Source organism: Streptomyces sp. NPDC096339 (assembly GCF_044762985.1).
In the GTDB taxonomy this organism is placed as follows: Bacteria; Actinomycetota; Actinomycetes; order Streptomycetales; family Streptomycetaceae; genus Streptomyces.
The window spans coordinates 1-22,972 of sequence record NZ_JBIWFI010000051.1; the positions used below are offsets into that span (position 1 = coordinate 1).

The 22,972-nt window shown below is 72.8% G+C and carries 18 protein-coding genes; 10 read left to right on the top strand and 8 right to left on the bottom strand.

What is annotated here, in order from left to right; translation table 11 throughout:
* Window positions 1-140: 140 nt before the first annotated feature.
* From ACIQ5Y_RS37065 to ACIQ5Y_RS37080, 4 genes are all read left to right on the top strand, one after another.
* Window positions 141-1,292, top strand: a complete 1,152-nt coding sequence (locus ACIQ5Y_RS37065; RefSeq protein WP_403891119.1) for an energy-coupling factor transporter transmembrane component T — start codon at window positions 141-143, stop codon at window positions 1,290-1,292.
* Window positions 1,289-3,217: an ABC transporter ATP-binding protein gene (locus tag ACIQ5Y_RS37070; protein WP_403891013.1), complete on the top strand. Its 1,929-nt coding sequence runs from the start codon at window positions 1,289-1,291 to the stop codon at window positions 3,215-3,217. The genes ACIQ5Y_RS37065 and ACIQ5Y_RS37070 overlap by 4 nt, the downstream gene beginning before the upstream one ends.
* Entirely contained in the window at window positions 3,214-4,071 is an 858-nt protein-coding gene (locus ACIQ5Y_RS37075) for an ECF transporter S component (protein ID WP_403891016.1), read from the top strand. Before ACIQ5Y_RS37070 ends, ACIQ5Y_RS37075 begins: the two co-directional genes overlap by 4 nt.
* A gap of 277 nt (window positions 4,072-4,348) precedes the next feature.
* Window positions 4,349-4,753, top strand: a complete 405-nt coding sequence (locus tag ACIQ5Y_RS37080) for a transglycosylase SLT domain-containing protein (RefSeq protein ID WP_403891018.1) — start codon at window positions 4,349-4,351, stop codon at window positions 4,751-4,753.
* A gap of 131 nt (window positions 4,754-4,884) precedes the next feature.
* Here the strand turns inward: ACIQ5Y_RS37080 and ACIQ5Y_RS37085 are convergent, their stop codons facing one another.
* A complete protein-coding gene (locus ACIQ5Y_RS37085; RefSeq protein WP_384595042.1) occupies window positions 4,885-6,054 on the bottom strand; it encodes a steroid 3-ketoacyl-CoA thiolase in 1,170 nt (389 codons plus the stop codon).
* A 242-nt stretch (window positions 6,055-6,296) separates the two neighbouring features.
* Between ACIQ5Y_RS37085 and ACIQ5Y_RS37090 the strand changes: the two genes are divergently transcribed.
* Window positions 6,297-7,541, top strand: coding sequence for a cytochrome P450 (locus ACIQ5Y_RS37090; protein WP_403891021.1), 1,245 nt, complete (start codon window positions 6,297-6,299; stop codon window positions 7,539-7,541).
* Window positions 7,542-7,869: 328 nt separating this feature from the next.
* Window positions 7,870-9,282 (top strand): FAD-binding oxidoreductase, encoded by a 1,413-nt coding sequence (locus tag ACIQ5Y_RS37095; RefSeq protein WP_403891024.1) that lies wholly within the window; start codon window positions 7,870-7,872, stop codon window positions 9,280-9,282.
* A 61-nt stretch (window positions 9,283-9,343) separates the two neighbouring features.
* Here the strand turns inward: ACIQ5Y_RS37095 and ACIQ5Y_RS37100 are convergent, their stop codons facing one another.
* Window positions 9,344-9,775 (bottom strand): hypothetical protein, encoded by a 432-nt coding sequence (locus ACIQ5Y_RS37100; protein ID WP_403891027.1) that lies wholly within the window; start codon window positions 9,773-9,775, stop codon window positions 9,344-9,346.
* A gap of 241 nt (window positions 9,776-10,016) precedes the next feature.
* Window positions 10,017-12,035 (bottom strand): bifunctional glycosyltransferase 87/phosphatase PAP2 family protein, encoded by a 2,019-nt coding sequence (locus ACIQ5Y_RS37105; protein ID WP_403891030.1) that lies wholly within the window; start codon window positions 12,033-12,035, stop codon window positions 10,017-10,019.
* 133 nt (window positions 12,036-12,168) lie between these two features.
* Between ACIQ5Y_RS37105 and ACIQ5Y_RS37110 the strand changes: the two genes are divergently transcribed.
* Window positions 12,169-12,498: an antibiotic biosynthesis monooxygenase gene (locus ACIQ5Y_RS37110; RefSeq protein ID WP_365179898.1), complete on the top strand. Its 330-nt coding sequence runs from the start codon at window positions 12,169-12,171 to the stop codon at window positions 12,496-12,498.
* A gap of 131 nt (window positions 12,499-12,629) precedes the next feature.
* On the opposite strand, the gene ACIQ5Y_RS37115 is transcribed toward ACIQ5Y_RS37110, so the two are convergent.
* A complete protein-coding gene (locus ACIQ5Y_RS37115) occupies window positions 12,630-13,025 on the bottom strand; it encodes a nuclear transport factor 2 family protein (protein WP_403891034.1) in 396 nt (131 codons plus the stop codon).
* A gap of 104 nt (window positions 13,026-13,129) precedes the next feature.
* Between ACIQ5Y_RS37115 and ACIQ5Y_RS37120 the strand changes: the two genes are divergently transcribed.
* Entirely contained in the window at window positions 13,130-13,627 is a 498-nt protein-coding gene (locus ACIQ5Y_RS37120; RefSeq protein ID WP_403891037.1) for a GNAT family N-acetyltransferase, read from the top strand.
* Window positions 13,628-13,670: 43 nt separating this feature from the next.
* Here the strand turns inward: ACIQ5Y_RS37120 and ACIQ5Y_RS37125 are convergent, their stop codons facing one another.
* Entirely contained in the window at window positions 13,671-15,740 is a 2,070-nt protein-coding gene (locus ACIQ5Y_RS37125; RefSeq protein ID WP_403891040.1) for a DHA2 family efflux MFS transporter permease subunit, read from the bottom strand.
* Between the two features lie 619 nt (window positions 15,741-16,359).
* Here ACIQ5Y_RS37125 and ACIQ5Y_RS37130 point away from each other — a divergent pair.
* Window positions 16,360-17,052 carry a peptidoglycan-binding protein gene (locus ACIQ5Y_RS37130; protein ID WP_403891043.1) on the top strand — a complete coding sequence of 231 codons (693 nt, stop codon included), beginning with the start codon at window positions 16,360-16,362 and terminating at the stop codon, window positions 17,050-17,052.
* 148 nt (window positions 17,053-17,200) lie between these two features.
* Window positions 17,201-17,893 carry an HAD-IA family hydrolase gene (locus ACIQ5Y_RS37135; protein WP_403891046.1) on the top strand — a complete coding sequence of 231 codons (693 nt, stop codon included), beginning with the start codon at window positions 17,201-17,203 and terminating at the stop codon, window positions 17,891-17,893.
* 1,156 nt (window positions 17,894-19,049) lie between these two features.
* Here ACIQ5Y_RS37135 and ACIQ5Y_RS37140 read toward each other — a convergent pair.
* From ACIQ5Y_RS37140 to ACIQ5Y_RS37150, 3 genes are all read right to left on the bottom strand, one after another.
* The gene (locus ACIQ5Y_RS37140; RefSeq protein ID WP_403891122.1) at window positions 19,050-19,871 is read right to left on the bottom strand and encodes a phosphate ABC transporter ATP-binding protein; all 822 of its coding nucleotides are present in this window, start codon (window positions 19,869-19,871) and stop codon (window positions 19,050-19,052) included.
* A 74-nt stretch (window positions 19,872-19,945) separates the two neighbouring features.
* Window positions 19,946-20,899 carry a sortase gene (locus ACIQ5Y_RS37145; protein WP_403891049.1) on the bottom strand — a complete coding sequence of 318 codons (954 nt, stop codon included), beginning with the start codon at window positions 20,897-20,899 and terminating at the stop codon, window positions 19,946-19,948.
* Between the two features lie 17 nt (window positions 20,900-20,916).
* Entirely contained in the window at window positions 20,917-22,926 is a 2,010-nt protein-coding gene (locus tag ACIQ5Y_RS37150; RefSeq protein WP_403891052.1) for a WxL protein peptidoglycan domain-containing protein, read from the bottom strand.
* Window positions 22,927-22,972 lie beyond the last annotated feature (46 nt).

Below are 22,972 nucleotides of genomic sequence, written 5' to 3' on the forward strand. Positions count from 1 at the left end.
GCCCCCCCCGCCCCCCCGCGCGGGGGGGGGGGGTTTCGCCCCCGCGGCGGGGGTGGGCCCCCCGGGGGTCTGGGGGCGGAGCCCCCAGGAGCAGCACCCCCACCGGGGCCGCACCCGGCCGGGTGGCCCCGCCCCGGCGGATCCCCGCCGCGCCGACGGGCCACCCGCACGGGCCGACGTACAAGAAATGGCAGGCCCCGCTCGCCCGCCGGGCGACGGCCCTGCACGCGGGGGCCTGGTGGCTGTGGGCCCTCGGGCTGGCCACCGCCGCCTCGCGGACCACCAACCCGCTGCTCCTCGGGATGATCATCGGCGTCGCCGGGTACGTGGTCGCGGCCCGCCGCACGGACGCCCCGTGGGCCCGTTCCTACAGCGCGTTCCTCAGGCTCGGCCTCTTCGTCATCGGCCTGCGCCTGCTCTTCTCCGTGCTGCTCGGCTCCCCCATCCCCGGCTCGCACACCCTCTTCACCCTCCCCGAGGTCCCGCTGCCCGCCTGGGCGCAGGGCATCCGGTTCGGCGGCCGGGTCACCGCCGAGCAGCTGGTCTTCGCCTTCTACGACGGGGCCAAGCTGGCGGCCCTCCTCGTCTGCGTCGGCGCCGCGAACGCCCTCGCGAACCCGGCGCGGCTGCTGAAGTCCCTCCCGGCCGCCCTGTACGAGGCGGGCGTCGCCGTGGTCGTCGCCATGACCTTCGCGCCGAACATGGTCGCCGACGTCGTCCGCCTGCGCACCGCGCGCCGGCTGCGCGGACGCCCGACCGGCGGGGTCAAGGCGATCCTGCAGATCGGCCTGCCGGTGCTGGAGGGCGCCCTGGAGCGCTCCGTCGCCATCGCCGCGTCGATGGACGCGCGCGGGTACGGGCGCACCGCCGAGGTCCCGCCCGCCGTGCGGCACACCACGAACGCCCTCACCCTCGGCGGCCTGCTCGGCATGTGCGCCGGCACGTACGGGCTGCTCGCCGCGGAGGGCGCCGCGTACGGGCTGCCCGTGCTCGGCATCGGCCTGCTGCTGGCCCTCGCGGGCCTGCGGCTCGGCGGCCGCCGGTCGGTGCGGACCCGCTACCGGCCCGACCGCTGGGGGCCGCGCGCCTGGCTGGTCGCCGGATCGGGCGCGTCCGTCGCCGCGCTCCTCGTGTACGCGGGCACGCGCGATCCCGCCGCCCTGCATCCGGGGGTGGTGCCGCTGGTGGCGCCGACGCTGCCGCTGTGGCCGGCGGCGTCGGTCCTGATCGGCCTGCTGCCCGCGTTCGTGGCGCCCGTACCCCTCGCACCCTCTCAGGAGGCATCCCGTTGATCCGCTTCGAGCAGGTGTCCGTCACCTACGACGGCGCGGCCGGCCCTTCCCTCCAGGGCCTCGACCTGGAGATCCCGGAAGGGGAGCTGACGCTGCTCGTCGGTCCGTCCGGGGTGGGCAAGTCCACGCTGCTGGGCGCGGTCTCCGGGCTGGTCCCGCACTTCACGGGCGGCACCCTGCGCGGGCGGGTGACGGTCGCCGGCCGCGACACGCGCACCCACAAGCCGCGCGAGCTCGCGGACGTGGTCGGCACGGTCGGTCAGGATCCGCTCGCGCACTTCGTGACGGACGTGGTGGAGGACGAGCTGGCGTACGGGATGGAGTCCCTCGGGCTGGCCCCTGCCGTGATGCGCCGCCGCGTCGAGGAGACCCTGGACCTCCTCGGCCTGAACGAGCTGCGCGACCGGCCCATCGCGACCCTCTCGGGCGGGCAGCAGCAGCGGGTCGCGATCGGCTCGGTCCTGACCACGCACCCGAAGGTCCTCGTACTGGACGAGCCCACCTCTGCGCTGGACCCGGCGGCGGCGGAGGAGGTCCTGGCGGTGCTCCAGCGGCTGGTCCACGACCTCGGCACCACGGTCCTGATGGCGGAGCACCGGCTGGAGCGGGTGGTGCAGTACGCCGACCGCGTGCTGCTGCTGCCCGCCCCGGGCGCGGCGCCGGTGCTCGGGGCCCCGTCGGAGGTCATGGCGGTCTCCCCGGTCCACCCGCCGGTGGTCTCGCTGGGGCGCGTGGCGGGCTGGTCCCCGCTCCCGCTGTCGGTCCGCGACGCCCGCAGGCTGGCCGCCCCGTTGCGCACCCGTCTCTCGTCCGTGCCCGTGCCGTCCGATCCCGTCCGCGGCACCGCTTCCCGGGCTCTTCCCGGACCCGCTCCTCAAACGCCGGAGGGGCTGGGGGTTTCAGCCCGTCCGGCGTTTGAGGACCGGGGGTCCGGGGGCGGAGCCCCCGGTTTCGGGAAGGGGCGGGAAGGGGACGGCTCCGCGCAGCGGCACCCCGCACCCCGCACCGGCCTGCCGGCCCGCCTGGCCCGCCTGCTCCGCCGCGGCGAGCCGACCCGCCCCACGCCGGCGCACGCAGACCCGGCGGGAGCCGACCCGGTGGCCGAGGTCCGCAACCTCGGCGTACGCCGCGGCCGCGCCGAAACCCTCCGCGGGATCACCCTCACCGTCGCCCCCGGCGAGACCGTCGCCCTCATGGGCCGCAACGGCGCCGGCAAGTCCACCCTGCTCTCCGCCCTCGTCGGGACCGTCCCGCCCGCCACCGGCGAGGTGACTGTCGGCGGCCTCGCCCCCCACCGCACCCCGCCGCCCGAGATGGTGCGCCGCGTGGGTCTCGTACCCCAGGAGCCCCGCGACCTGCTCTACGCCGACACCGTCGCCGCCGAGTGCGCCGCCGCGGACTCCGACGCGGGCGCGGCCCCCGGCACCTGCCGGGCGCTGGTCACGTCCCTGCTCCCGGACGTACCGGACGACGTCCACCCCCGCGACCTCTCCGAGGGGCAGCGCCTCGCCCTGGCCCTCGCCCTGGTGCTGACCGGCCGCCCGGCGCTGCTCCTGCTCGACGAGCCCACCCGGGGTCTGGACTACGCCGCCAAGGCCCGCCTGATCGAGATCCTCCGCGCCCTCGCGGCCGACGGCCACGCCATCGTCCTGGCCACCCATGACGTGGAGCTCGCCGCCGAGGTGGCGCACCGCGTGGTGATCCTGGCGGGCGGGGAGATCGTCGCGGACGGCCCGACCGCCGAGGTGGTCGTCTCCTCCCCCGCGTTCGCACCGCAGGTGGCGAAGGTCCTGGCTCCCGGCCACTGGCTCACGGTCTCCCAGGTCGCCGAAGCCCTGGCGGCCACGGACCCGACCCGGGACCCGGCCACGGGCCCGACCCCGGCCCCGACCCCGGACCCGACCCCCGGGACGGCCCCCGCATGACCCGCAGAGCAACCCGCCCCGTCCGCATCGGCCCCCGTGCCGCCGCCGCCCTGGTCCTGGTCACCCTCATCGGCATCGCCGCCTTCGGCTGGCCGCTCCTCGCCGACGGGCAGTCCGGACTCGCCCACTCGCAGGACGCCCCCTGGCTGTTCGCCGCGCTGCTCCCCCTCCTCGTCGCCGTCGTCGTCGCGACCATCGCGGACAACGGCATGGACGCCAAGGCCGTGGCGATGCTCGGCGTGCTCGCCGCGGTCGGGGCGGCTCTGAGACCGCTGGGCGCGGGTACGGCCGGTCTGGAGCCCATGTTCTTCCTGATGGTGCTCAGCGGGCGCGTCCTCGGGCCGGGCTTCGGCTTCGTCCTCGGCTCCGTCACGATGTTCGCGTCGGCCCTGCTCACCGGTGGTGTGGGCCCGTGGATGCCGTTCCAGATGCTCGCGCTGGGCTGGTTCGCCCTGGGGGCCGGCCTGCTGCCGGGACCCGAGCGGATCCGGGGCCGGGCCGAGCTGGCGATGCTGGCGGCGTACGGCTTCCTCGGCTCGTTCGCGTACGGCACGGTCATGAACCTCCAGGGCTGGGTGATGCTGCAGGGCATGGGCCAGGGCGTCTCCTTCCACCCGGGGGACCCGGTCGCGGCGAACCTCGCGCGCTTCGCCGCGTACTGCCTGGCGACTTCGCTGGGCTGGGACCTGGGCCGGGCCGCGCTGACCGTCGTACTGACGCTCGCGCTCGGGGCCACGCTGCTGAAGGCCCTACGGCGGGCGACTCGCAAAGCGGCCTTCGACGCGCCCGTTTCCTTCGAGTCCCAAAGGGTACGGACGGACGCGGAAGGTGACATTCGGGTCCCCCGGCGGTGAGCCGCCCCACAGGACCCACGTCACATACGACCCGGCCTAGTAGCCCGTGGAAGCCCTGCGCCTTCGTCCCGGAGGGGGGTCGTGGGGCCCGTGCTGCGAGGGCGGCTAGTACGTGGGGCCGTTGCCAGGGGGTGGGGGCGTCGGTAGAACTGGATGAGTCGCAGGGCGGCCCGGGTGGTTCACCCGCCGCCGACGATCCCCTCTCCTTGGCGTGAGTGGTTCACGCATGTCTCCGGCATGCCCGCGGCCGTCCTTGTCCCCTTCGGAAGGTCAATCCGTGTCCAACACCGTCATCCGCCGCATCGCCGCTTCGAAGAAGACCCTCGCGGGTACCGTCCTCGCCCTGGGTGTCGCCGGCTCCATGCTGGCCACGGTCCCGGCGCAGGCCGCCCCGATGAGCGCCAAGGCGATCGCCCGGCAGATGATCAAGGACCCGGCCCAGTTCGCCGCTTTCGACAAGATCATCTCGCACGAGAGCGGCTGGGACTACACGGCCACCAACGCCTCCTCCGGCGCCTACGGCCTGGCCCAGGCCCTGCCGGCCTCGAAGATGGCCTCGGCGGGCGCGGACTGGAAGACCAACCCGGCCACCCAGATCAAGTGGGGCCTGGACTACATGAACTCCCGCTACGGCAGCCCGGTCGAGGCCTGGAACTTCTGGTCCGCCAACCACTGGTACTAAGCCGGCACGCGCAGCACACGCAGCAGCAGACATACGAAGGCCCCGGTGGCCGGCCTCCCCAGGTCCGGCCCCCGGGGCCTTCTGCATCCCATCCCACAGGGTTCGAGGAGCCCGGAAGCGGGCTCAGGCGCTCACAGCCGCTGGATGATCGTCCCGGTCGCCAGCGCGCCGCCCGCGCACATGGTGATCAGCGCGAATTCCTTGTCACGGCGTTCCAGTTCGTGCAGCGCGGTGGTGATCAGCCGGGCGCCGGTGGCGCCGACGGGGTGGCCGAGGGCGATGGCGCCTCCGTTGACGTTGACCTTCTCCAGGTCCTGGTCGAAGACCTGGGCCCAGCTGAGGACGACGGAGGCGAAGGCCTCGTTGATCTCGACGAGGTCGATGTCCTTGAGGGACATCCCGGCCTTGCCGAGCACGGCCCGCGTCGCGTCGATCGGCCCGTCCAGGTGGTAGTGCGGGTCGGCGCCGACCAGGGTCTGGGCGACGATGCGGGCGCGCGGCTTGAGCTTGAGGGCCCTCGCCATCTTGCGGGAGGCCCACATCACGGCGGCGGCCCCGTCGGATATCTGCGAGGAGTTCCCGGCCGTGTGCACGGCGGTCGGCATGACCGGCTTGAGCCGGGCCAGGCCCTCCATGCTGGTGTCGCGCAGGCCCTCGTCGCGGTCGACCAGGCGCCACATGCCCTGTCCGGCGGCCTGCTCCTCCTCGGTGGTGGGCACCTGCACGGCGAAGGTCTCGCGCTTGAAGCGTTCCTCGGCCCAGGCGGTGGCGGCCCGTTCCTGCGAGAGCACGCCGAGGCGGTCGACGTCCTCGCGGGTCAGGCCCCGGTTGCGGGCGATGCGCTCGGCGGCCTCGAACTGGTTGGGCAGGTCTACGTTCCACTCGTCCGGGAACGGCTTGCCGGGCCCGTGCTTGGACCCCGATCCCAGCGGGACGCGGCTCATGGCCTCGACCCCGCAGGCGATGCCGATGTCCATGACACCGCCGGAGATCATGTTGGCGACCATGTGGTTGGCCTGCTGGGAGCTGCCGCACTGACAGTCCACGGTCGTCGCCGCGGTCTCGTACGGGAGGCCCATGGCGAGCCAGGCGTTGCGGGCGGGGTTCATCGACTGCTCACCGGCGTGGGTGACGGTGCCGCCGACGATCTGCTCGACGCAGTCGGGCTGGATTCCGGTTCGGGCGAGCAGTTCGCGGTAGGTCTCGCCGAGCAGGTAGGCGGGATGGAGGTTGGCGAGCGCGCCCCCGCGCTTGCCGATGGGGGTGCGTACGGCTTCGACGATGACGGGTTCCGCGGCCATGAGCTCGTCCTCTCCTGCACTGTGCCGGCGCGGCGGGCCGTCCCGGCGGCCCCGCCCGAACTAGTACGCGTTCTAGTTCTCCCCGCAGTTTTATGACCTGGAAGCCCGCCACGCAAGGGTCTTGCACGCGGCCTGCACGGATTCCACACGCAACAGGTGCTGCGCCAAGCCTTGTCTCTTCTAGAACTCGTTACTACCTTCGAGCCAACATCTGATGGGCCGTCAGACTTTGGAGTCGCCCGATGTCCTGCCCCGCGCTGCCCGAAGGCTTCGACGCCACCGATCCCGACCTGCTCCAAAGCCGGGTCCCGCTGCCGGAGTTCGCGGAACTGCGGCAGACCGCACCGGTGTGGTGGTGCCCGCAGCCCCGTGGCGTCACCGGCTTCGACGACGAGGGCTACTGGGTCGTGACCCGGCACGCGGACGTCAAGTACGTCTCCACGCACCCGGAGCTCTTCTCCTCGACCCTCAACACGGCGATCATCCGGTTCAACGAGCACATCCAGCGTGATGCCATAGATGCCCAGCGTCTGATCATGCTGAACATGGATCCGCCGGAACACACCCGCGTACGCCAGATCGTCCAGCGCGGATTCACCCCGCGTTCCATCCGCGGCCTGGAGGACGCCCTGCGCGACCGGGCCCGGAAGATCGTCGAGCAGGCCGTGGCCGCGTCGGCGGACGGCAGCTTCGACTTCGTCACGCAGGTGGCCTGCGAACTCCCGCTCCAGGCCATCGCCGAGCTGATCGGCGTACCGCAGAAGGACCGCGCCAAGATCTTCGACTGGTCGAACAAGATGATCGCGTACGACGACCCGGAGTACGCGATCACCGAGGAGGTCGGCTCCAACGCGGCGGTGGAGCTGATCGGTTACGCGATGAACCTCTCCGCCGAGCGCAAGGAGTGCCCCGCCCAGGACATCGTCACGCAGCTCGTGGCGGCCGAGGGCCAGGGCAACCTGGGCTCCGACGAGTTCGGCTTCTTCGTCCTGCTGCTGGCGGTCGCCGGCAACGAGACCACCCGCAACGCCATCAGCCACGGCATGCACGCCTTCCTCACCCATCCCGAGCAGTGGGAGCTGTACAAGGCGACCCGGCCCTCCACGGCCGCGGAGGAGATCGTGCGCTGGGCCACCCCCGTGGTGTCCTTCCAGCGCACCGCCACCCAGGACACCGAACTGGGCGGCCAGAAGATCAAGGCGGGCGACCGGGTCGGGATGTTCTACTCGTCCGCCAACCACGACCCCGAGGTCTTCGAGAACCCGGACGCCTTCGACATCACCCGCGACCCGAACCCGCACCTGGGCTTCGGCGGCGGCGGCCCGCACTTCTGCCTCGGCAAGTCCCTGGCGGTCCTGGAGATCGACCTGATCTTCAACGCGCTGGCCGACGCCCTGCCCGACCTGCGCCTGACGGGCGAGGCACCGCGTCGACTGCGCGCGGCCTGGCTGAACGGCATCAAGGAGCTCCGGGTCAGCCACGGCTGACCCGTGAACCAGGACGGCAGGGGCCCCCTCCTCCCACGCCCCGGCCCCTGCCGTCCGTCGGCCGCTGCCGTCCGTCGGCCGCTGCCGTCCGTCGGCCCGGGTCGGCGTCGACCCCCGAGCCCGCGTGGGCCCCCGAGCCCGCGCCGGCCTGCGAGCCCGTGTGGCCCCGGGTCCGCGCCGGCCTCCGAGTGGCGGCACGGGCACGACCGGCGGATCCTGACAGGACGCGGCGATCCACCGACGGGGTGCCGGGGCGGACTGTCACTCGCCCCGGCACCCCGTCGGCGTTCCGCCGCCACCCGCCGTCACTCCGGGCGAGGGAGCCACCATGTCCACCGCCGCGTCCGCCATCTCCGCCACCGCGTACGACGAACTCTCCAAGGCCTTCCGGGGGCCGCTCGTGCGGCCCGGCGACGACGGCTACGAGGAGGACCGCCGGGTCTGGAACGGCTCCGTCGACCGCCGCCCCGCCCTCATCGCCCACTGCACCGGCGCCGCCGACGTGATCGCCGCCGTCCGGTGCGCCGGACCCTCCGGCCCCGCGGCCGGACTGCCCCTGGCGGTGCGCAGCGGCGGGCACAGCTTCCCCGGTCAGTCGGTGTGCGACGACGGGGTCGTCATCGACCTCTCCCTGATGAAGGGGATCCGGGTCGATCCCGAGGCCCGCACCGTACGGGCCCAGGCCGGGGTGCTCCTCGGCGAGCTGGACCACGAGACGCAGGCCTTCGGGCTGGCCGTGCCCGCCGGGATCGTCACCCACACCGGGCTGGCCGGACTCACCCTCGGCGGCGGCATCGGCTGGCTGATGCGCAAGTACGGCCTCACCATCGACCAGCTGCTGTCCGTGGACCTGGTCACCGCCGACGGCACCCTCCTGAAGGCGAGCGCGGACGTCAACCCGGACCTCTTCTGGGGAGTGCGGGGCGGCGGCGGCAACTTCGGCATCGTCACCGAGTTCGAGTTCCGGCTCAACCCGCTCGGGCCCGTCGTACTGGCCGGCCCCATCGCCTGGCACATGGCGGATTCGGCGCGTCTGCTGCGTTTCTACCGCGAGTGGATCACCGACGTACCGGACGACCTGACCACGGCGGTCGTGCACCGCAAGGCGCCGCCGCTGCCGTTCGTCCCGGCGGATCTGCGCGGGAAACCGGTGGTCATGGTGGTGTGCTGCTACGCCGGGCCCGTCGAGGAGGGCGAACGGGTGCTGCGGCCGCTGCGCGCGTGGGGGCCGGAGCCGGTGATGGACCTGTGCGCGCCGAAGCCGTTCGTCCAGCACCAGGCCATGTTCGACCCGTCCTTCCCGCACGGCCGCTGGTACTACTTCAAGTCCTGTGACGTGGACCGGCTCGGCGACGAGGTCATCGACGTCACGGCCGAGCACGCGGCGCGGATCGTGTCCCCGCTGACCGCCTTCCCGATCTTCCAGCTGGGCGGCGCGATCGGCCGCGTCGGCGAGGCGGAGACGGCCTTCGGCGCTCGCACCGCCGGCCACACCTTCAACATCAACGGGACCTGCGAGGGCGAAGAGGGCTTCGAGCGGGAGCGGGAGTGGGCGCGCGGCCTGTGGTCGGCGCTCGCCCCCCACCAGACCGGCGTGTACGCGAACTTCCTGATGGAGGAGGGCGAGGACCGGGTCCGCGAGGCGTACGGGCCCGAGAAGTACCGCCGACTGCGGGAACTCAAACGCCGCTACGACCCGGGCAACCTCTTCCGCCTCAACCAGAACATCCCGCCAGGCTAGGGCCCGTGCCGCCGGCGGCCGTCGCGCGCCACACGTCCCGGTGGCGCGCGACGGGTTGTCGTCAGGGGCAGTTGACGGGCGGGTTGCCGGAAGCGACCCGGCAGAGGTCGATCCCGGCTCCGCCGTCGACGAGTCCGGCGTTCGGGCCGATGCGGAGGTAGTCGGTGCCGTCGCCGCCGAGGACCTGGCCGGTCGGGGCGACACCGGCATCGGCCGTGATGTAGTCGCTGCCCGCGCCACCGGCCACGGTGCCCGCGACGGTGCCGGTGATGACGATGTAGTCACTGCCGCCCAGGCCGTCGACCCGGTCACCCGGCGCGAGGGCGCCGCAGAGGATGAGGTCGGCGCCGGCCGTCCCGTTGACGGTGGTACCGGTCACGGCCCGGCCGTTGACCGTGCACGAGGCCACGGCATGGGCGGGGGTCGCGGTCAGGGCGAGCGGAGCGATGACGAGAGCGGAGGCGCAGAACGCACGCGCGATGTGTCTGATCATGCGATGAGTGACACACGGTTGCGGCACGGTCGCAATCCGGCACCGGCGACGGCTCTTCCGACGGGGTCGGTAAGCCACCCGGACGGGCCACGGGGGCGGTTCCGGGGCCCCGGGCACGGGTCCGGGGCACGGGTCCGGGGTCCGAGGCACGGGTCCGGGGTCCGAGGGCCCCGGCGCGGTCGGCCCGGGCCCGGCCGTCCGGTGCTGGTGCCCGGACGGCCCCCGGGAATCCCCCCAGGCCCTAGGTCCGGGCAGCGGCCCTGACCTGCGTATCCGTACCTTCCACGGATCCGGTCCGCTGCGCCGGCACCGTCAGCTGGAGCCGGCGCGGCCCCGACAGCACGTACACGAGCCCGAAGCCGGCGGCGACGACGGCCGCCCCGCCCACGGCGTCCAGCACCCAGTGGTTGGCGGTGGCCACGATCGCGCACACCGTGATCAGCGGGTGCAGCACCCCGAGCAGCTTCTGCCAGCCCTTCGGCGCGAGCACCACGATCACGATCCCGCACCACAGCGACCAGCCGAAGTGCAGGGAGGGCATCGCCGCGTACTGGTTGGAGATCGCGGTCATCGCACCGTACGACGGGTTCGCCAGGTCCTGCGGTCCGTGCACGGTGTCGATGAAGCCGAGCCCGGGCATCAGGCGCGGCGGTGCGAGCGGGTAGAGCCAGAAGCCTATGAGCGCGAGGACGGTGGCGAGGCCCAGGGAGGCCCTGGCCCAGCGGTAGTCGCCGGGGCGCCGCCAGTACAGGACCGCGAGGATCGTCAGCGGGATCACGAAGTGGAAGGAGGTGTAGTAGAAGTTGAAGAACGCCTCCAGCCAGGGCGTGTTCACCACGGCGTGGTTCACGGCGTGCTCGATGTCAATGCCGAGCGCCTTCTCGATGCCGTGGATCTGGCTGCCGTTGCCCTCGGCGAGCGAGCGGCTCGTGGGCGCCGCGGCCCGGATGTGGGAGTACAGGGAGTATCCGACCCGTATCAGCAGCAGTTCCAGCAGCAGGTTCGGGCGGGACAGCACGCGCCGCCAGAACGGCAGCAGCGGCACCCGGGCCCACCGGGCGGCCGCGGGGCGGCCGTAGTCGGTGGGGACGGGCTCGCGCCAGTACGGCGAGGAACGCGGCAGGAACGGGACGGCGCAGGCCGCCGCCAGCGCGGTCAGGAGCAGCACGTTGTCCCGTACGGGCGCCAGCGCGACCAGGTTCGGCAGCAGCACGTCGCTCGGCAGGGTCATGGCGAGGACCACGGCCACCGGCCACACGGGCCGGTCGGCGGCCCGCTTGCCGACCTTGCCGGCCACCGCGAGCAGCACCCACAGCAGCTGGTGGCGCCAGCCGGCCGGGGCCACGGCGACGGCCGCGCAGCCGGTGATGGCGACGGCGAGCAGCAGCTGGCCGTCGCGCGCGTAGCGGGCCGCGCGGCGCAGCCCGAGGAACGCGACGGTGCCGGCGAGAGCGAGGTAGAGCAGGATCTCGACCGGCCCGGACAGGCCGAAGCGCAGCAGCGCGCCGTGCAGGGACTGGTTGGCGAGCCCGTCGGGGGCGCCGCCGAGACCGGTGCCGGCCAGGTGCCGCACCCAGTACGTCCACGAGTCGCGCGGCAGCGCCGCCCAGGCCAGCGCGGTGGCCCCGGCGAAGGTCACGGCGGCGGAAGTCGCGGTCGGGCGCCGCCCGGCGAGCCACAGCAGCGGGGCGAACAGCAGCAGCGCGGGTTGCAGCGCGGCGGCGAGGCCGAGGAGGAATCCGGCCGGGCGCTCACCGGGCACGCGGAACACGGCCAGCAGCACCAGCAGCACCGGCAGTACGGCCGTCTGCCCCGGCGAGGCGGCCTCGCGCACCGGCAGCGAGACCATCAGCAGCGCGGTCAGCACGGGCGCGGCCAGCAGCGCGGTGCGGCGCGGGACGGGATCGGGCAGCCCGCGCGCGGCGACGAGCCCGATGGCGGCCACGAACAGCAGCGTCACCGTCGTCCAGGCCACCTCCAGCGAGGGCGCCGCGAGGCCGGTGAACGGCTTCAGCACCAGCCCGGCGAAGGGCGTGCCGGTGAACTGGCCGGCGTCGTAGAGCGTGCCGGGCAGGCTGCCGGGGAGGTGGAACCCGCTCAGCCACTCGCCCGGTGGCACGCGCAGCACGGCGGCGGCCTGTCTGACGGCGAGCACGCCCGCCAGCGCCCACAGGAGGAGGCGCGCGGCCGCGAGCCTGCCACTACCGCCTATGACTCCGGCATGTCCGTGTCCACCACCGTGCTCCGCCGCGTTAGCCACGCCTCGCCGGCCTCCCGCCCAATTGACCGCAACCCCGACTTCGCCTGGCTGCCGCGTTTCATACCGCGTTTCATACCGCGCTGTTCATTACCCGGACGACGATATCCCGGGTCGGATACCTAGGATGGCCCGCATGAGCATCGTGAAGATCAACGCACTGACCGTACCCGCCGAGCAGCGCGAGGTGCTGGAGCAGCGGTTCGCCTCCCGGGCCGGGGCCGTGGAGTCCTCGGACGGGTTCGAGTGGTTCGAGCTGCTGCGCCCGGTCGAGGGCACCGACCAGTACCTGGTGTACACGCGGTGGCGGTCCGAGGAGGACTTCCAGGCGTGGATGGAGGGGCCGATGAAGGCGGCCCACCAGGGTGGCGGCGAGGGCGGCGGCGAGCGTCCGAAGCCGGCGGCCTCCGGGTCCTCGGTGTGGTCGTTCGAGGTCGTGCAGCAGGCGGCGCCGAAGAAGGCCTGAGCCTGCGGAACACGCCGGAGCCCGTCGGAACGCGCAGGAGCGCGCAGGAGCGCGGCGGAACACCGCGGAACACGGCGGAACACGGCGGAGGCCCGGGGCGCGCACGCCCCGGGCCTCCATGTTTCGCGCGCTCAGCTCCAGAAGGCGTCTTCCTCTTCGATGTCCTGGGTGCACTCGTCGATGTCGGTGATCTTGCCGCCGACGATCGTGAAGAAGAGGCCTTCCTGGACCTCGATGCCCCGGTCGCCGCGGTCGGCCCGCAGCGTGTGGAACGACATGACGTGGCCCCGCCCGTCCGCCAGCACCGCGTGCAGATCGACCTTGAGGGTGCCGTTCGTCTCCTCCCCGAGCCGCCGGTAGAGGTCGAGGACGGCCTCGCGTCCCTTGTGGTGTCCTGAGAGCGGGTTGTCACCCGGCACGTGGTGGATGACGTCCGCCGTGAACAGTGTGCTCATCGTTTCCAGGTCGCCCTTGGAGAAGGCTTCGTAACCGCGGCGGACCAGGACGGCGTCAGGATGCTTGGACATGGCGTTACACCCTCCATGTGGGCGATTTTCCCTTTTTCACATCATCGGTCCGTGCCTGTGGATATTCCACGCGGGAGATCCCCCGCCCGCTCCACAATGGCGCCATGAACAGCAACGCGATCAAGACCTGGACCGTGACCCCCGAGCCCTACGACACCCCTGACGCCGTCGTCCTGCTCCGCGCGTACTACGCGGAGGTCGCCGGCCGGTACTGGAAACGGTCCGTGACCGAAGCCGAGATCGATCAGGGCGTCCTCGACTTCCCGGCCGACGGGCTCGCCCCGCCGACGGGCCGGTTCGTCGTCGGCCGGCTGGCGGGCGAGCCGCTGGCGTGCGGCGGATTCCGGCTGCTCGACCCGGCGACCGCCGAGCTCACCAGGGTGTACGTCGACCGGCGCACCCGCGGTACCGGCGGCGGGGCGGCGCTGCTGGAGGTCCTGGAGGCGGAGGCCCTGGCGATGGGGGCGGAGCGGGTCCGGCTGGACACCCGGTCGGACCTCGTGGAGGCACGGGCGCTGTACGCGCGTCACGGGTACCGGGAAATACCCGCGTACAACGACGGCCCGTATGCCGAGCACTGGTTCGAGAAACGGCTCGCCTGAGTGCGGGCGGTGGCGGCAGCGCGGAGGCCACGGACAGCGCCGGCTAGGGGGCCGCGTGGTCCCGCCGCGGAAGGGCGTCGTAGGGCTCCTCGGCGTCGGATCCGCACAACTCCGCGTTGATCTCGCGCACCAGCTTGTCCAAGTCCGTCGGGCGGTCCGGGCCCCACCAGTCGCCGAGCAGTTCGGCGAGGGATTCCTGACGGGCGGCGGAGAGCTTGACGGCGGCCTCACGGCCCTGGTCGGTGAGGACGAGCGGCAGCCCGTCACGGACGGCGAAATGGCGTTCCTCGACCTGGCGGGCGGCGTCCGTGATGGTCGTCAGCGGCACGCTGGTGCGCTCGGCGAGCAGCGCGGGCTCGGCGGAGCCGTATTTGTTGATCCGCAGCAGCAGCCAGCTGGAGGCGGGCAGCAGGTCGTAGCCGGCCTTCTCGGTGATCTTCTCGTAGACGTGGCGGCGGCCCTCCCGGCTGCCGAGGACCGACAGCGCGCGGGCCACCTCGTCGTGGGATGAGCGCTGGACGGGGTTGGAGGCGAGGGTCTCGGAGACGTCGGGCGCGGTGACCGACGCACGGAGCTTGTCCTCCTTCAGGAACCAGGAGACGAGGAAGGCGACCAGGACGACGGGCACGGCGTAGAGGAACACGTCGGTGATGGCGGAGGCGTAGGCGTCGAGCACCCGGGGCTGCAGTTCGGCGGGGAGGGCCGCTATCGCCCGGGGGTCGGCCTCCAGCCGTTTGGCGTCCACGCCGGCCGGCAGCGGGATCCCGGCGAGGGTGGTGACCAGTTTCCCGTCGAGCCCGTTGGTGAAGACGGTGCCGAAGATCGCGACGCCGAAGGAGGCGCCGATGGAGCGGAAGAAGGTGGCACCGGAGGTGGCGACGCCGAGGTCGGCGTAGCTGACGGCGTTCTGCACGACGAGGACGAGTACCTGCATGACGAGGCCGAGTCCGACGCCGAAGACGAAGAAGTAGGCGCTCATCTCCCAGGTGGAGCTGGTGCGGTCCAGCCGGTGCAGCAGGAGCAGGCCGACCGCGGTGACGGCGGTGCCGGTGATCGGGAAGACCTTCCAGCGTCCGGTGCGGCTGACGATCTGGCCGGAGGCGGTGGAGGCGATCAGCATGCCGATGACCATCGGCAGCATGTGGACCCCGGACATGGTCGGGGAGACGCCCTGAACGACCTGGAGGAAGGTCGGCAGGTAGACCATCGCGCCGAACATGGCGAAACCGACGATGAAGCTGATCACCGAGCAGAGGGTGAAGGTGCGGATGCGGAAGAGCTTCAGCGGCAGGACGGGTTCGGCGGCCTTCCGCTCCACGAGGACGAAGGCGACGAGCAGCACGGCGCCGAGGACGGCGAGGCCGACGATCCGGGCCGAGCCCCAGCCCCAGGTGCCGCCGAGGGAGGCGACGAGCACGAGACAGGTGGCGACGGAGGCGATGAGGAAGGTGCCGAGGTAGTCGATGGTGTGCTTCGAGGGGCGCGCCGGGATGTGCAGGGCGGCGGCAATGACGACGAGCGCGACGAGACCGATGGGGAGGTTGATGTAGAAGACCCAGCGCCAGGAGAGGTGGTCCACGAACAGGCCTCCGAGCAGCGGGCCGAGCACGCTGGTCGCGCCGAAGACGGCACCGAAGAGGCCCTGGTACTTGCCGCGTTCACGGGGAGGGACGATGTCGCCGACGATCGCCATCGACAGCACCATCAGCCCGCCGCCGCCAAGGCCCTGCAAGGCGCGGAAGCCGATGAGCTGCGGCATGTTCTGGGCGAGACCGCAGAGCGCGGAGCCGATGAGGAACAGGACGATGGCGTACTGGAAGAGCTTCTTGCGGCCGTACTGGTCACCGAGCTTGCCCCACAACGGGGTGGCCGCGGTGGAGGCGAGCATGTAGGCGGTGACGACCCAGGAGAGGTGGGCCATGCCGCCGAGGTCGCTGACGATGGTGGGCAGCGCGGTCGAGACGATGGTCTGGTCGAGCGCGGCGATGAGCAGGCCCAGGAGGAGGGCGCCGATGGAGACGAGTACCTCGCGGGATGCGTGCTCGGCCGCGGGTCCGGGGTTCTGCGGGCCGGGACCGGGGTCCCGGGACTCCTTGGTCACATCCTGAGTCATCCACTCCTCCTCAGGCCGGATCAACATCTCCGTCGATCTCCATCGTGAGCGGTGTGTCCGGTTATGGCCTCTCGGGCGCTTGGGAGGGCCTTGACGCGTCTGGATAATCGCTGGCAGTGACCAGGGAGGGATTCCAGTGAACGGTGAACACTGTCCGGATTGCGGCGCCGTAGTCGGCGGCGGCTGCCGGTGTGCGCCTGACGTGGGGTTCAACCCCTTGCGCATCCGCCCGTACGTGACGCTGCCCGACCCCGGCGATCCGGAGCCCCCCGTGTCTCCGCAGCCGGTGACGGGCGTGGTCTCCCCGGAGCCCCGGCACGACACCCAGGCGTACGGCCCGCCTGCGGCGATACCGGGGGCCACACCGGGGCCCATACCCGCGCCGGCACCAGGATCGACGCCGGCGGCGCCGCAGGTACCGACGGCGCAGCCATGGCCGACCGCCGCACAGCCGCAGCCACAGCCACAGCAGGACGCTGCGGAGACGGTCCAGCTCCCGGCGGTGCCGGGAGCTGGGGCGGCCCCGGCAGAGGTGCCGGGGGCTGGAGTGCCGGGCGCTGGAGTGCCGGGGGCTGGAGTGCCGGGGGTTGGGGCGGCTGCGGAAACCGCGGTGTTGCCGGTGGCTCCGGAAGCCCCGGCGTTCCCGGGCGCACCGGCGACCGTCGCGTACCCGGCGTTCGCGGAGACCACCGGGAACGCGGAAGCGGGATGGGGAGGGGGCGGGGGCGGGGGCGGGGGCCCGGAGAAGCGTGGCGGCGGTTCGACTCCCCGGCGCCTGTTGCCGCTGCTGCTGGGTGCCGCGGCGGTGGTCGCCGTCGGCGGTACGGCCCTCGCGGTGTTCGTGCTGCCGGAGTCCGGAAGCGGTGACACCGCCCTGATGGACGCGCAGGCGTCGGCGCCCGCGGCGATCGCCCCGGCCCCTTCCTCCTCGCAGTCCTCGGCCGCGCCGAGCGCGTCCGCGTCGCCGTCGGCCTCGCGTTCCGCGTCGCCGAGTCCCTCGAAGTCTCCGTCGCCGAGTGCGTCGCGCTCGGCGACGTCCGCTCCGCCGAGCCCTTCGGCGAGTGCGAGCCGCTCCCCCAGCCCCTCGAAGCCGCCGGCTCCTTCGGGTCCGACCCTGCACTACGGGGACTCGGGGCCGGAGGTGGAGAAGCTGCAGCGGTTGCTGGCGGCGCAGGGACTGTTCCCGTACAAGACCAACGGCAAGTTCGACTGGCGCGTGGAGAACGCGGTGTCGACGTTCCAGTACAACAACGACATCGACGAGGAGTGGGGCGTCTACGGTCCGCTCACCCGCCGGGCCCTGGAGGGCTGAGGGCCGGCGCCCGCGGCGGGTCCCGCCGACGATTGGCGTCGACCGCCCTTGTTTTGTATCGTGGAGGAACAAAGTGGTTCCGTCCGCACTCCCTGACCGGTGGACGGAACCACTTGTTCTCTTTTCCCGCCCGTCTGGAGCCCAGCCGATGCCGGCCAGCACCACCGCCACCACCACCGCACCTGTAGTGCTGACCGCCAAGGCCCTGCTCCTGGACATGGACGGGACGATCGTCAACTCGGACGCGGTGGTCGAGCGGTGCTGGCACGACTGGGCCGTGTCCCACGGGCTGGACCCTCAGGAGGCCCTGAAGGTGGTCCACGGCCGCCAGGGCTACGCCACGATGGCGGTGCTCCTGCCGGACCGCCCGATGGAGCTCAACCACGCGGAGAACGCGGTGATGCTCGCCCGCGAGACCGCCGACGTCGACGGCGTGGTCCCCGTGCCGGGCGCCCCGGAGTTCATGGCCGCGCTCGCCGACCTGCCGCACGCCCTGGTCACCTCGGCCGACGCGGCCCTGGCCACGGCCCGCATGACGGCCGCGGACCTGCCGATGCCGGAGGTCCGGGTCACGGCCGAGTCCGTCCGGGCCAGCAAGCCGGACCCGGAGGGCTTCCTGAAGGGCGCCTCCGCACTGGGGGTGGCCCCGGCCGATTGCATCGTCTTCGAGGATTCGGCCGCCGGCATCGCCGCGGGCCGGGCGGCAGGCATGCGCGTGATCGGCATCGGCCCCCGCGCGGCCGCCCACACCCCGACGGCCCACGCCGAGGACCTCCGCTCCCTGCGGGTTACGACGACCACGGACGGATCGATCAAGGTGACGGTGGGCACGGCGGCCTGAGCGGGGCCGGACGGGGCAAGGAGCGCGCGGGGCCCGGATTGGCGGTGCCCCGGCCGGTCGGGAGCCAGTGAGGGTTGGGGGTTTCCCGTCAGTCCCATCGTCCTTCCGCGTCGGGCCGGCCTGTCAAGGGCGCTCCTTCGTCGCGTCGCTTCGCGATGTCGCTGCGCTCCACCCTTGACAGACCGTCCCGCCACGGAAAGACAAGGACTGCCGGGAACCCCCCAAAGGAACGGGCCGGGCCAGAGATTCCACAACGGGCCCACAGCAATGCCCGACCCGGCTCCGGGACAGCGGGCCTCACCTCGGGCCGCCCACCTCGCCCTCCGGGCCGCGCAGGCGGCCACACCCCTCCAAAGGTCGACCACAAGAGCCTGAGCGGCAGGAAGGGCGCCCCACATCGCTACGCGCTCCTCACGTCTCGGCGTCCGGCCCCCGTCTGGGGCTGGTCACGCACCAGATCGCTACGCGCTTCTCCCTGACGGCGCCCACGGCCTCTTCGGGCTGGTCATAAGCCGCCAACAATCGCTACGCGCTTCTCGACGACCGCGACTGACCCCCGTCCGGGGCTGATACTCGCGGTGACCCGAACACAGCCGTCGGACGCCGTCATGGAAGACGATTCGAGGGCCTGGGCGGCCTATGTCCAGCCCACGGCAGCCGTCGGACGCCGTCAAAGAGGAGCGCGTAGCGATCCGGTGCGTGACCAGCCCCAGACGGTCGTCAGACGCCGAGACGCGAGGAGCGCGTAGCGATTTGTGGCGCCCTTCCTCCCGCTCAGGCTCTTGTGGTGGGGTTTTGGGGGGGTGTGGCCGCCTGCCCGGCCTGGCCGGTGGTCCGGAGGGGCCGAGGGGCGGTGTGCCCCACCTCGACCGGGTCGGGCATTCCGGTGGGCCCGTCTTGGGATCTATGGCCCGGCCCGTTCCTTTGGGGGGTTCCCGGCAGTCCTTGTCTTTCCGTGGCGGGACGGTCTGTCAAGGGCGGCCGAAGGCCGTCGCGCAGCGACGCGACGACGAAGGAGGAGCGCCCTTGACAGGCCGGCCCGACGCGGAAGGACGATGGGACTGACGGGAAACCCCCAAGCGCTCTCCGGTCCCGCCCGGCCGAGGCACCGCCAACCCGCCTCCCCACCCCCGCCCAGCCGGACAAGACGGCCCCCTCAGCCGAAGCGGCCCTCCACGTAGTCCGACGTGCGCGGATCGGTCGGGGTGGAGAACATCGCCTCCGTGGGGCCGTGTTCGACGATGCGGCCCGGGGTGCCCTGCTCCGCGAGGAAGAACGCGCACTGGTCGGAGACTCGGGCCGCCTGCTGCATGTTGTGCGTGACGATCACGATGGTGACCTCGTCGGCCAGTTCGCGGATGGTCTCCTCGATGCGGCGGGTCGAGGTCGGGTCCAGGGCCGAGCAGGGCTCGTCCATCAGCAGGATCTTCGGCCTGACCGCCAGGGAACGGGCGATGCACAGGCGCTGCTGCTGACCGCCCGACAGAGCTCCGCCGGGCTGGCGGAGCCGGTCTCGGACCTCTTTCCAGAGGCCCGCCTTGGTCAGGCACTCCTCCACGAGGTCGTCCTTCTCGTCGACGGAGGCCCGTACGCCGGTGAGCTTGAGGCCCGCCGTGACGTTGTCGTACACCGACATCGCGGGGAACGGGTTCGGCTTCTGGAAGACCATGCCGATGCGCCTGCGTGCGTCCGTGAGGCGGCGGCCTCGGGCGTAGACGTCCTCGCCGTCGAGCAGCACCTCACCGGCGAGTTCGGCGCCGGGGATCAGCTCGTGCATGCGGTTGAGGATGCGCAGGAACGTCGACTTCCCGCAGCCCGAGGGCCCGATGAGGGCGGTGACCTGGCCTCCGGGCATGGTCAGCGAGACCCTGTCGAGGACCTTGCGGCCGCCGAACCAGGCCGAGATGTCGCGCGCGTCCAGGGAGGAGGCCCCGTTCGCGATGGCGATGGCGGTGGCGGTGGCGGTGGCCTTGGGCATGGGGAGCGTCTCGGTCATGGAGGCCTCGTTCACGGGGGTCACAGGGGGCACAGGGGTCACGGGGGTAGCGGGTTTCACAGGAGGTTGGGCAGGAGCAGGGCGGCCTGGTCGGCTGCCGCCAGGCCCAGTGCGGCCAGTACGGGGAAGCCGACCAGCCAGGTGTGGCCACGGCCCCAGCGGACGCGGGCCCAGGCCAGTGCGGCCGCCGCGAGGAGCAGGGCCTGTCCCCACAGGACGAGGGGGATCCAGGCGGAGGTCTGGCCGGCCATGGGGGCCTCGTCGGTGGGCAGCCGGCCGGGGGTGCGGCCGCCGGACTGCTGGGCGGGCGTGATGAGTTCGGCGTCGACCTGGAGTACGCCGCCGGGCATGTACGGGGTTCCGTCCGCGGTCATCAGGGTCAGCAGGCCCGCGTTTCCGGTGGGCTTGGGGGGCTGCGGGTCTCCGGCCCGGCGGACGCCGAGCACGCGGTACTCGTGCTCGCCCTGGCCCGTCGTGACGGTGAAGGTCTCGCCCTTCTCCAGGTCCTCGATGTGCCCGAACGGGCCGCCGTACCCCGCCTGGCGGCCGAGCAGGATGCTGGTGCCGGGCTGGCCGGGGAGGACGGTGTCGCGGCGGTGGCCTGGGCCCGAGGCCAGGACGTCGGCGGTGGTGGCCTCGCGGACGACCTCTCGTACGCCGATCTGCGGGATGGCCAGCAGGGCGACGGGGTCGCCCACCTTGGTGGGGCCCACCGGGGCGGTGGCGTTGGCCAGTCTGTCGCGCAGTTGGGCGTAGCCGACGCGGCGGTCCCGCTCGTGGCGGAGGTGGCCGAGCGGGCCGACCTCGGCGACGAAACCGAGGAGGAGAGCGCCCAGGATGGCCAGGGCGGCTCCGGTGGCCCACAGGCCCGGTCCCGCGGGCGGGACCGGGGATTTCGCGGGGGTCGTCGCAGGGGATCCCGCGGGGCGCTCCGCCCGGCCCGCCGGGGCCTGCGGGGCTCCGGCGGGGTCGGGGTGCACGTCCACCGGTGGAGTGGTGGTGGCAGTCATCTTTCGCTCTCCGGTGCTCAGTTGCCCGAGAAGGTCAGCAGTCCGCGACGGCGGGCCCACCAGACGACCGCGCTGCCGATGCCGACGAGGCTCGCGGCGATCAGCGCGAGGACGGCGTTGTCCGTACCGGTGTTGGCCAGGCCTCCGCCGCCTCCGGTTCCGCCCGTGGTCCCGCCGGTGGCGCTTCCCGTACTCCCCGTGCTGCCCGTGCTGCCCGTGCCACCGGTGCCGCCCGTGCCGCCCGAGGTGGAGATGCTGGTGGAGACCCCGACGGTGCCGCCGTTGGTGGTGGCGGTGCTGCTGCCGCTGGGCGTGGGGGACGCGGTGTCCGTGGAAGTGGGCGTCGGGCTCGCCGTGCCCGTGGGAGTCGCGGTCGGAGTCGCCGTTGCCGTGGGCGTCGGCGTGCGGGTGGGCGTCGGGGTGTGCTGTGCCGGGTCCGTCGTGCGGTACTCGGTGTTGGAGGTGAACCACAGCGACCCGGTGAACTGGCCGTACGTATCGGTGCCGAAGGCCTTGCGGCAGACCACCGTGAGGTCGTAGCGGCCTTCGAGGGTGGTGAAGCCTGCCTCGTTGGCGTAGTCGCGCATGGTCATCGTCAGCGGGACGACGATGCCGCCGGAGGGGGCCTGACCGTACGTGGAGATCGGGGAGTTGCCGACGACGTTCTTGCCGTCGGCCGGGAAGCCCTTGCCGGTGATCTTCGCCAGGATGTTGGTGGCGGGCGCCGGGCAGGCCGCGGAGGTGGTGAGGTCGATGCTGGTGGTGTCCGTGCCCGTGGCCGGGTTGATCGCGGCCGTACCGGCGGGGGCGGCGGTCTCGGCCGCTGCGGGCAGGACCAGGGCTGCGACGGCGGCGACGGCCGCCGTGGCCACGGCGGCGGCCGCTCCGGCCGCGCCGCGCCGGTTGGTGCGGATGAACTGCACGATGGGCTCCTTGTTGGCTGTCTCGGGATCGGGAGTGGTGCGCCGGGGGGCCGGCGTCTCGGCCGCGGACCGGGCCAGGCGCCTGCGGCGCCGGATCCACAGGCCGCCCGCGATGATCAGGAGGACCAGGGCGAGCAGCGTCCACGGGACCGTCCACAGCGACACCGAGCGGGTCAGGGACGGGAGCTTGGGGTCCACGCCGTCGCGTGCGACGACCGGCTGGACGGAGACGACGGCGGAGGAGCGCACCAGGGGCGCCACCTCGTCGGCCTTGGCGGTGACCTTCAGGGAGCTGCCGGGGAGCAGGTCGCCGAGGTCCTTGAGGCCGCCGGCGGTGACGGAGGTGCCGAGGAGGCTGTTGACCCGGACTGCCTGGCGGGCGCCGAGGCGGACGTTGCCGGTGTTGCGCAGGGTGTAGGTGACGGTGGCCGAGCCCTTGCCGAGGGGGCTGTAGGTGCCCTCGTAGGAGGCGGTGACGTCCTCGACGGACAGCTGTGGGGTCAGGGTCCCGGCGGCGCGGATGTAGACGCGGCTGCCGACGCGCTGGTCGAGGCGGACCTTGTTGCCCTGGGCGTCCTGGCCGCCGCCGGCGAGGGCGGCGACGATGCCGGCGGTGTGGTCTCCGGGGGTGACGCCCGCGGGGACGGTGACGGTGAAGGGGACGATCACGTTGCTCTTCGGCGGGACGGTGACCTTGTCCTTCTCCATCTTGATCCAGCTGCCCGCGTCCTTGGGGGCCTGGCCGGCGGGGAGCAGGTCGAAGCCGCCGTCGACGGTGTTGACGGCGTCGCTTGCGTAGACGGCGAGGTCGAGGGGCTGGTCTCCGTAGTTCCAGACGGCGATCTGGTCGCGCAGGCCGGCGCCGCCGGTGACCCCGTACGAGAAGTGGGCGCGGGCGTCGGGTTCCTTGGGGCTCGCCGGCTGTACGCCGAAGGTGGCCTTGTGGTCCTCGGCGGGTGCGGTGGCGGGCAGGGCGGGCGTGGCCGTACGGGTCGTGTGTGCGGCCGCCGTCACGGGGAGCAGCGCGAGCGCCAGTGCGAGCAGCGCGGCGGCCGCGGCGGGGCCCGGGTGACGGGGGCGCCGGGCGGGGGCGGTGGAGGTCATGGCGCGGGCGTCCGTTCCGGTGAGGGGTGGTCCAGGAGTCAGGGGC

Bases quoted from the DNA above. Each gene is read 5' to 3' on its own strand.
- ACIQ5Y_RS37085 (WP_384595042.1), bottom strand. From the start codon at position 6,054: ATGGCCGCGGAACCCGTCATCGTCGAAGCCGTACGCACCCCCATCGGC.
- ACIQ5Y_RS37095 (WP_403891024.1), top strand. From the start codon at position 7,870: ATGTCCACCGCCGCGTCCGCCATCTCCGCCACCGCGTACGACGAACTC.
- ACIQ5Y_RS37115 (WP_403891034.1), bottom strand. From the start codon at position 13,025: ATGTCCAAGCATCCTGACGCCGTCCTGGTCCGCCGCGGTTACGAAGCC.
- ACIQ5Y_RS37145 (WP_403891049.1), bottom strand. From the start codon at position 20,899: ATGACTGCCACCACCACTCCACCGGTGGACGTGCACCCCGACCCCGCC.
- ACIQ5Y_RS37135 (WP_403891046.1), top strand. From the start codon at position 17,201: ATGCCGGCCAGCACCACCGCCACCACCACCGCACCTGTAGTGCTGACC.
- ACIQ5Y_RS37140 (WP_403891122.1), bottom strand. From the start codon at position 19,871: ATGCCCAAGGCCACCGCCACCGCCACCGCCATCGCCATCGCGAACGGG.
- ACIQ5Y_RS37125 (WP_403891040.1), bottom strand. From the start codon at position 15,740: ATGACTCAGGATGTGACCAAGGAGTCCCGGGACCCCGGTCCCGGCCCG.
- ACIQ5Y_RS37120 (WP_403891037.1), top strand. From the start codon at position 13,130: ATGAACAGCAACGCGATCAAGACCTGGACCGTGACCCCCGAGCCCTAC.
- ACIQ5Y_RS37090 (WP_403891021.1), top strand. From the start codon at position 6,297: ATGTCCTGCCCCGCGCTGCCCGAAGGCTTCGACGCCACCGATCCCGAC.
- ACIQ5Y_RS37100 (WP_403891027.1), bottom strand. From the start codon at position 9,775: ATGATCAGACACATCGCGCGTGCGTTCTGCGCCTCCGCTCTCGTCATC.
- ACIQ5Y_RS37110 (WP_365179898.1), top strand. From the start codon at position 12,169: ATGAGCATCGTGAAGATCAACGCACTGACCGTACCCGCCGAGCAGCGC.
- ACIQ5Y_RS37150 (WP_403891052.1), bottom strand. From the start codon at position 22,926: ATGACCTCCACCGCCCCCGCCCGGCGCCCCCGTCACCCGGGCCCCGCC.
- ACIQ5Y_RS37075 (WP_403891016.1), top strand. From the start codon at position 3,214: ATGACCCGCAGAGCAACCCGCCCCGTCCGCATCGGCCCCCGTGCCGCC.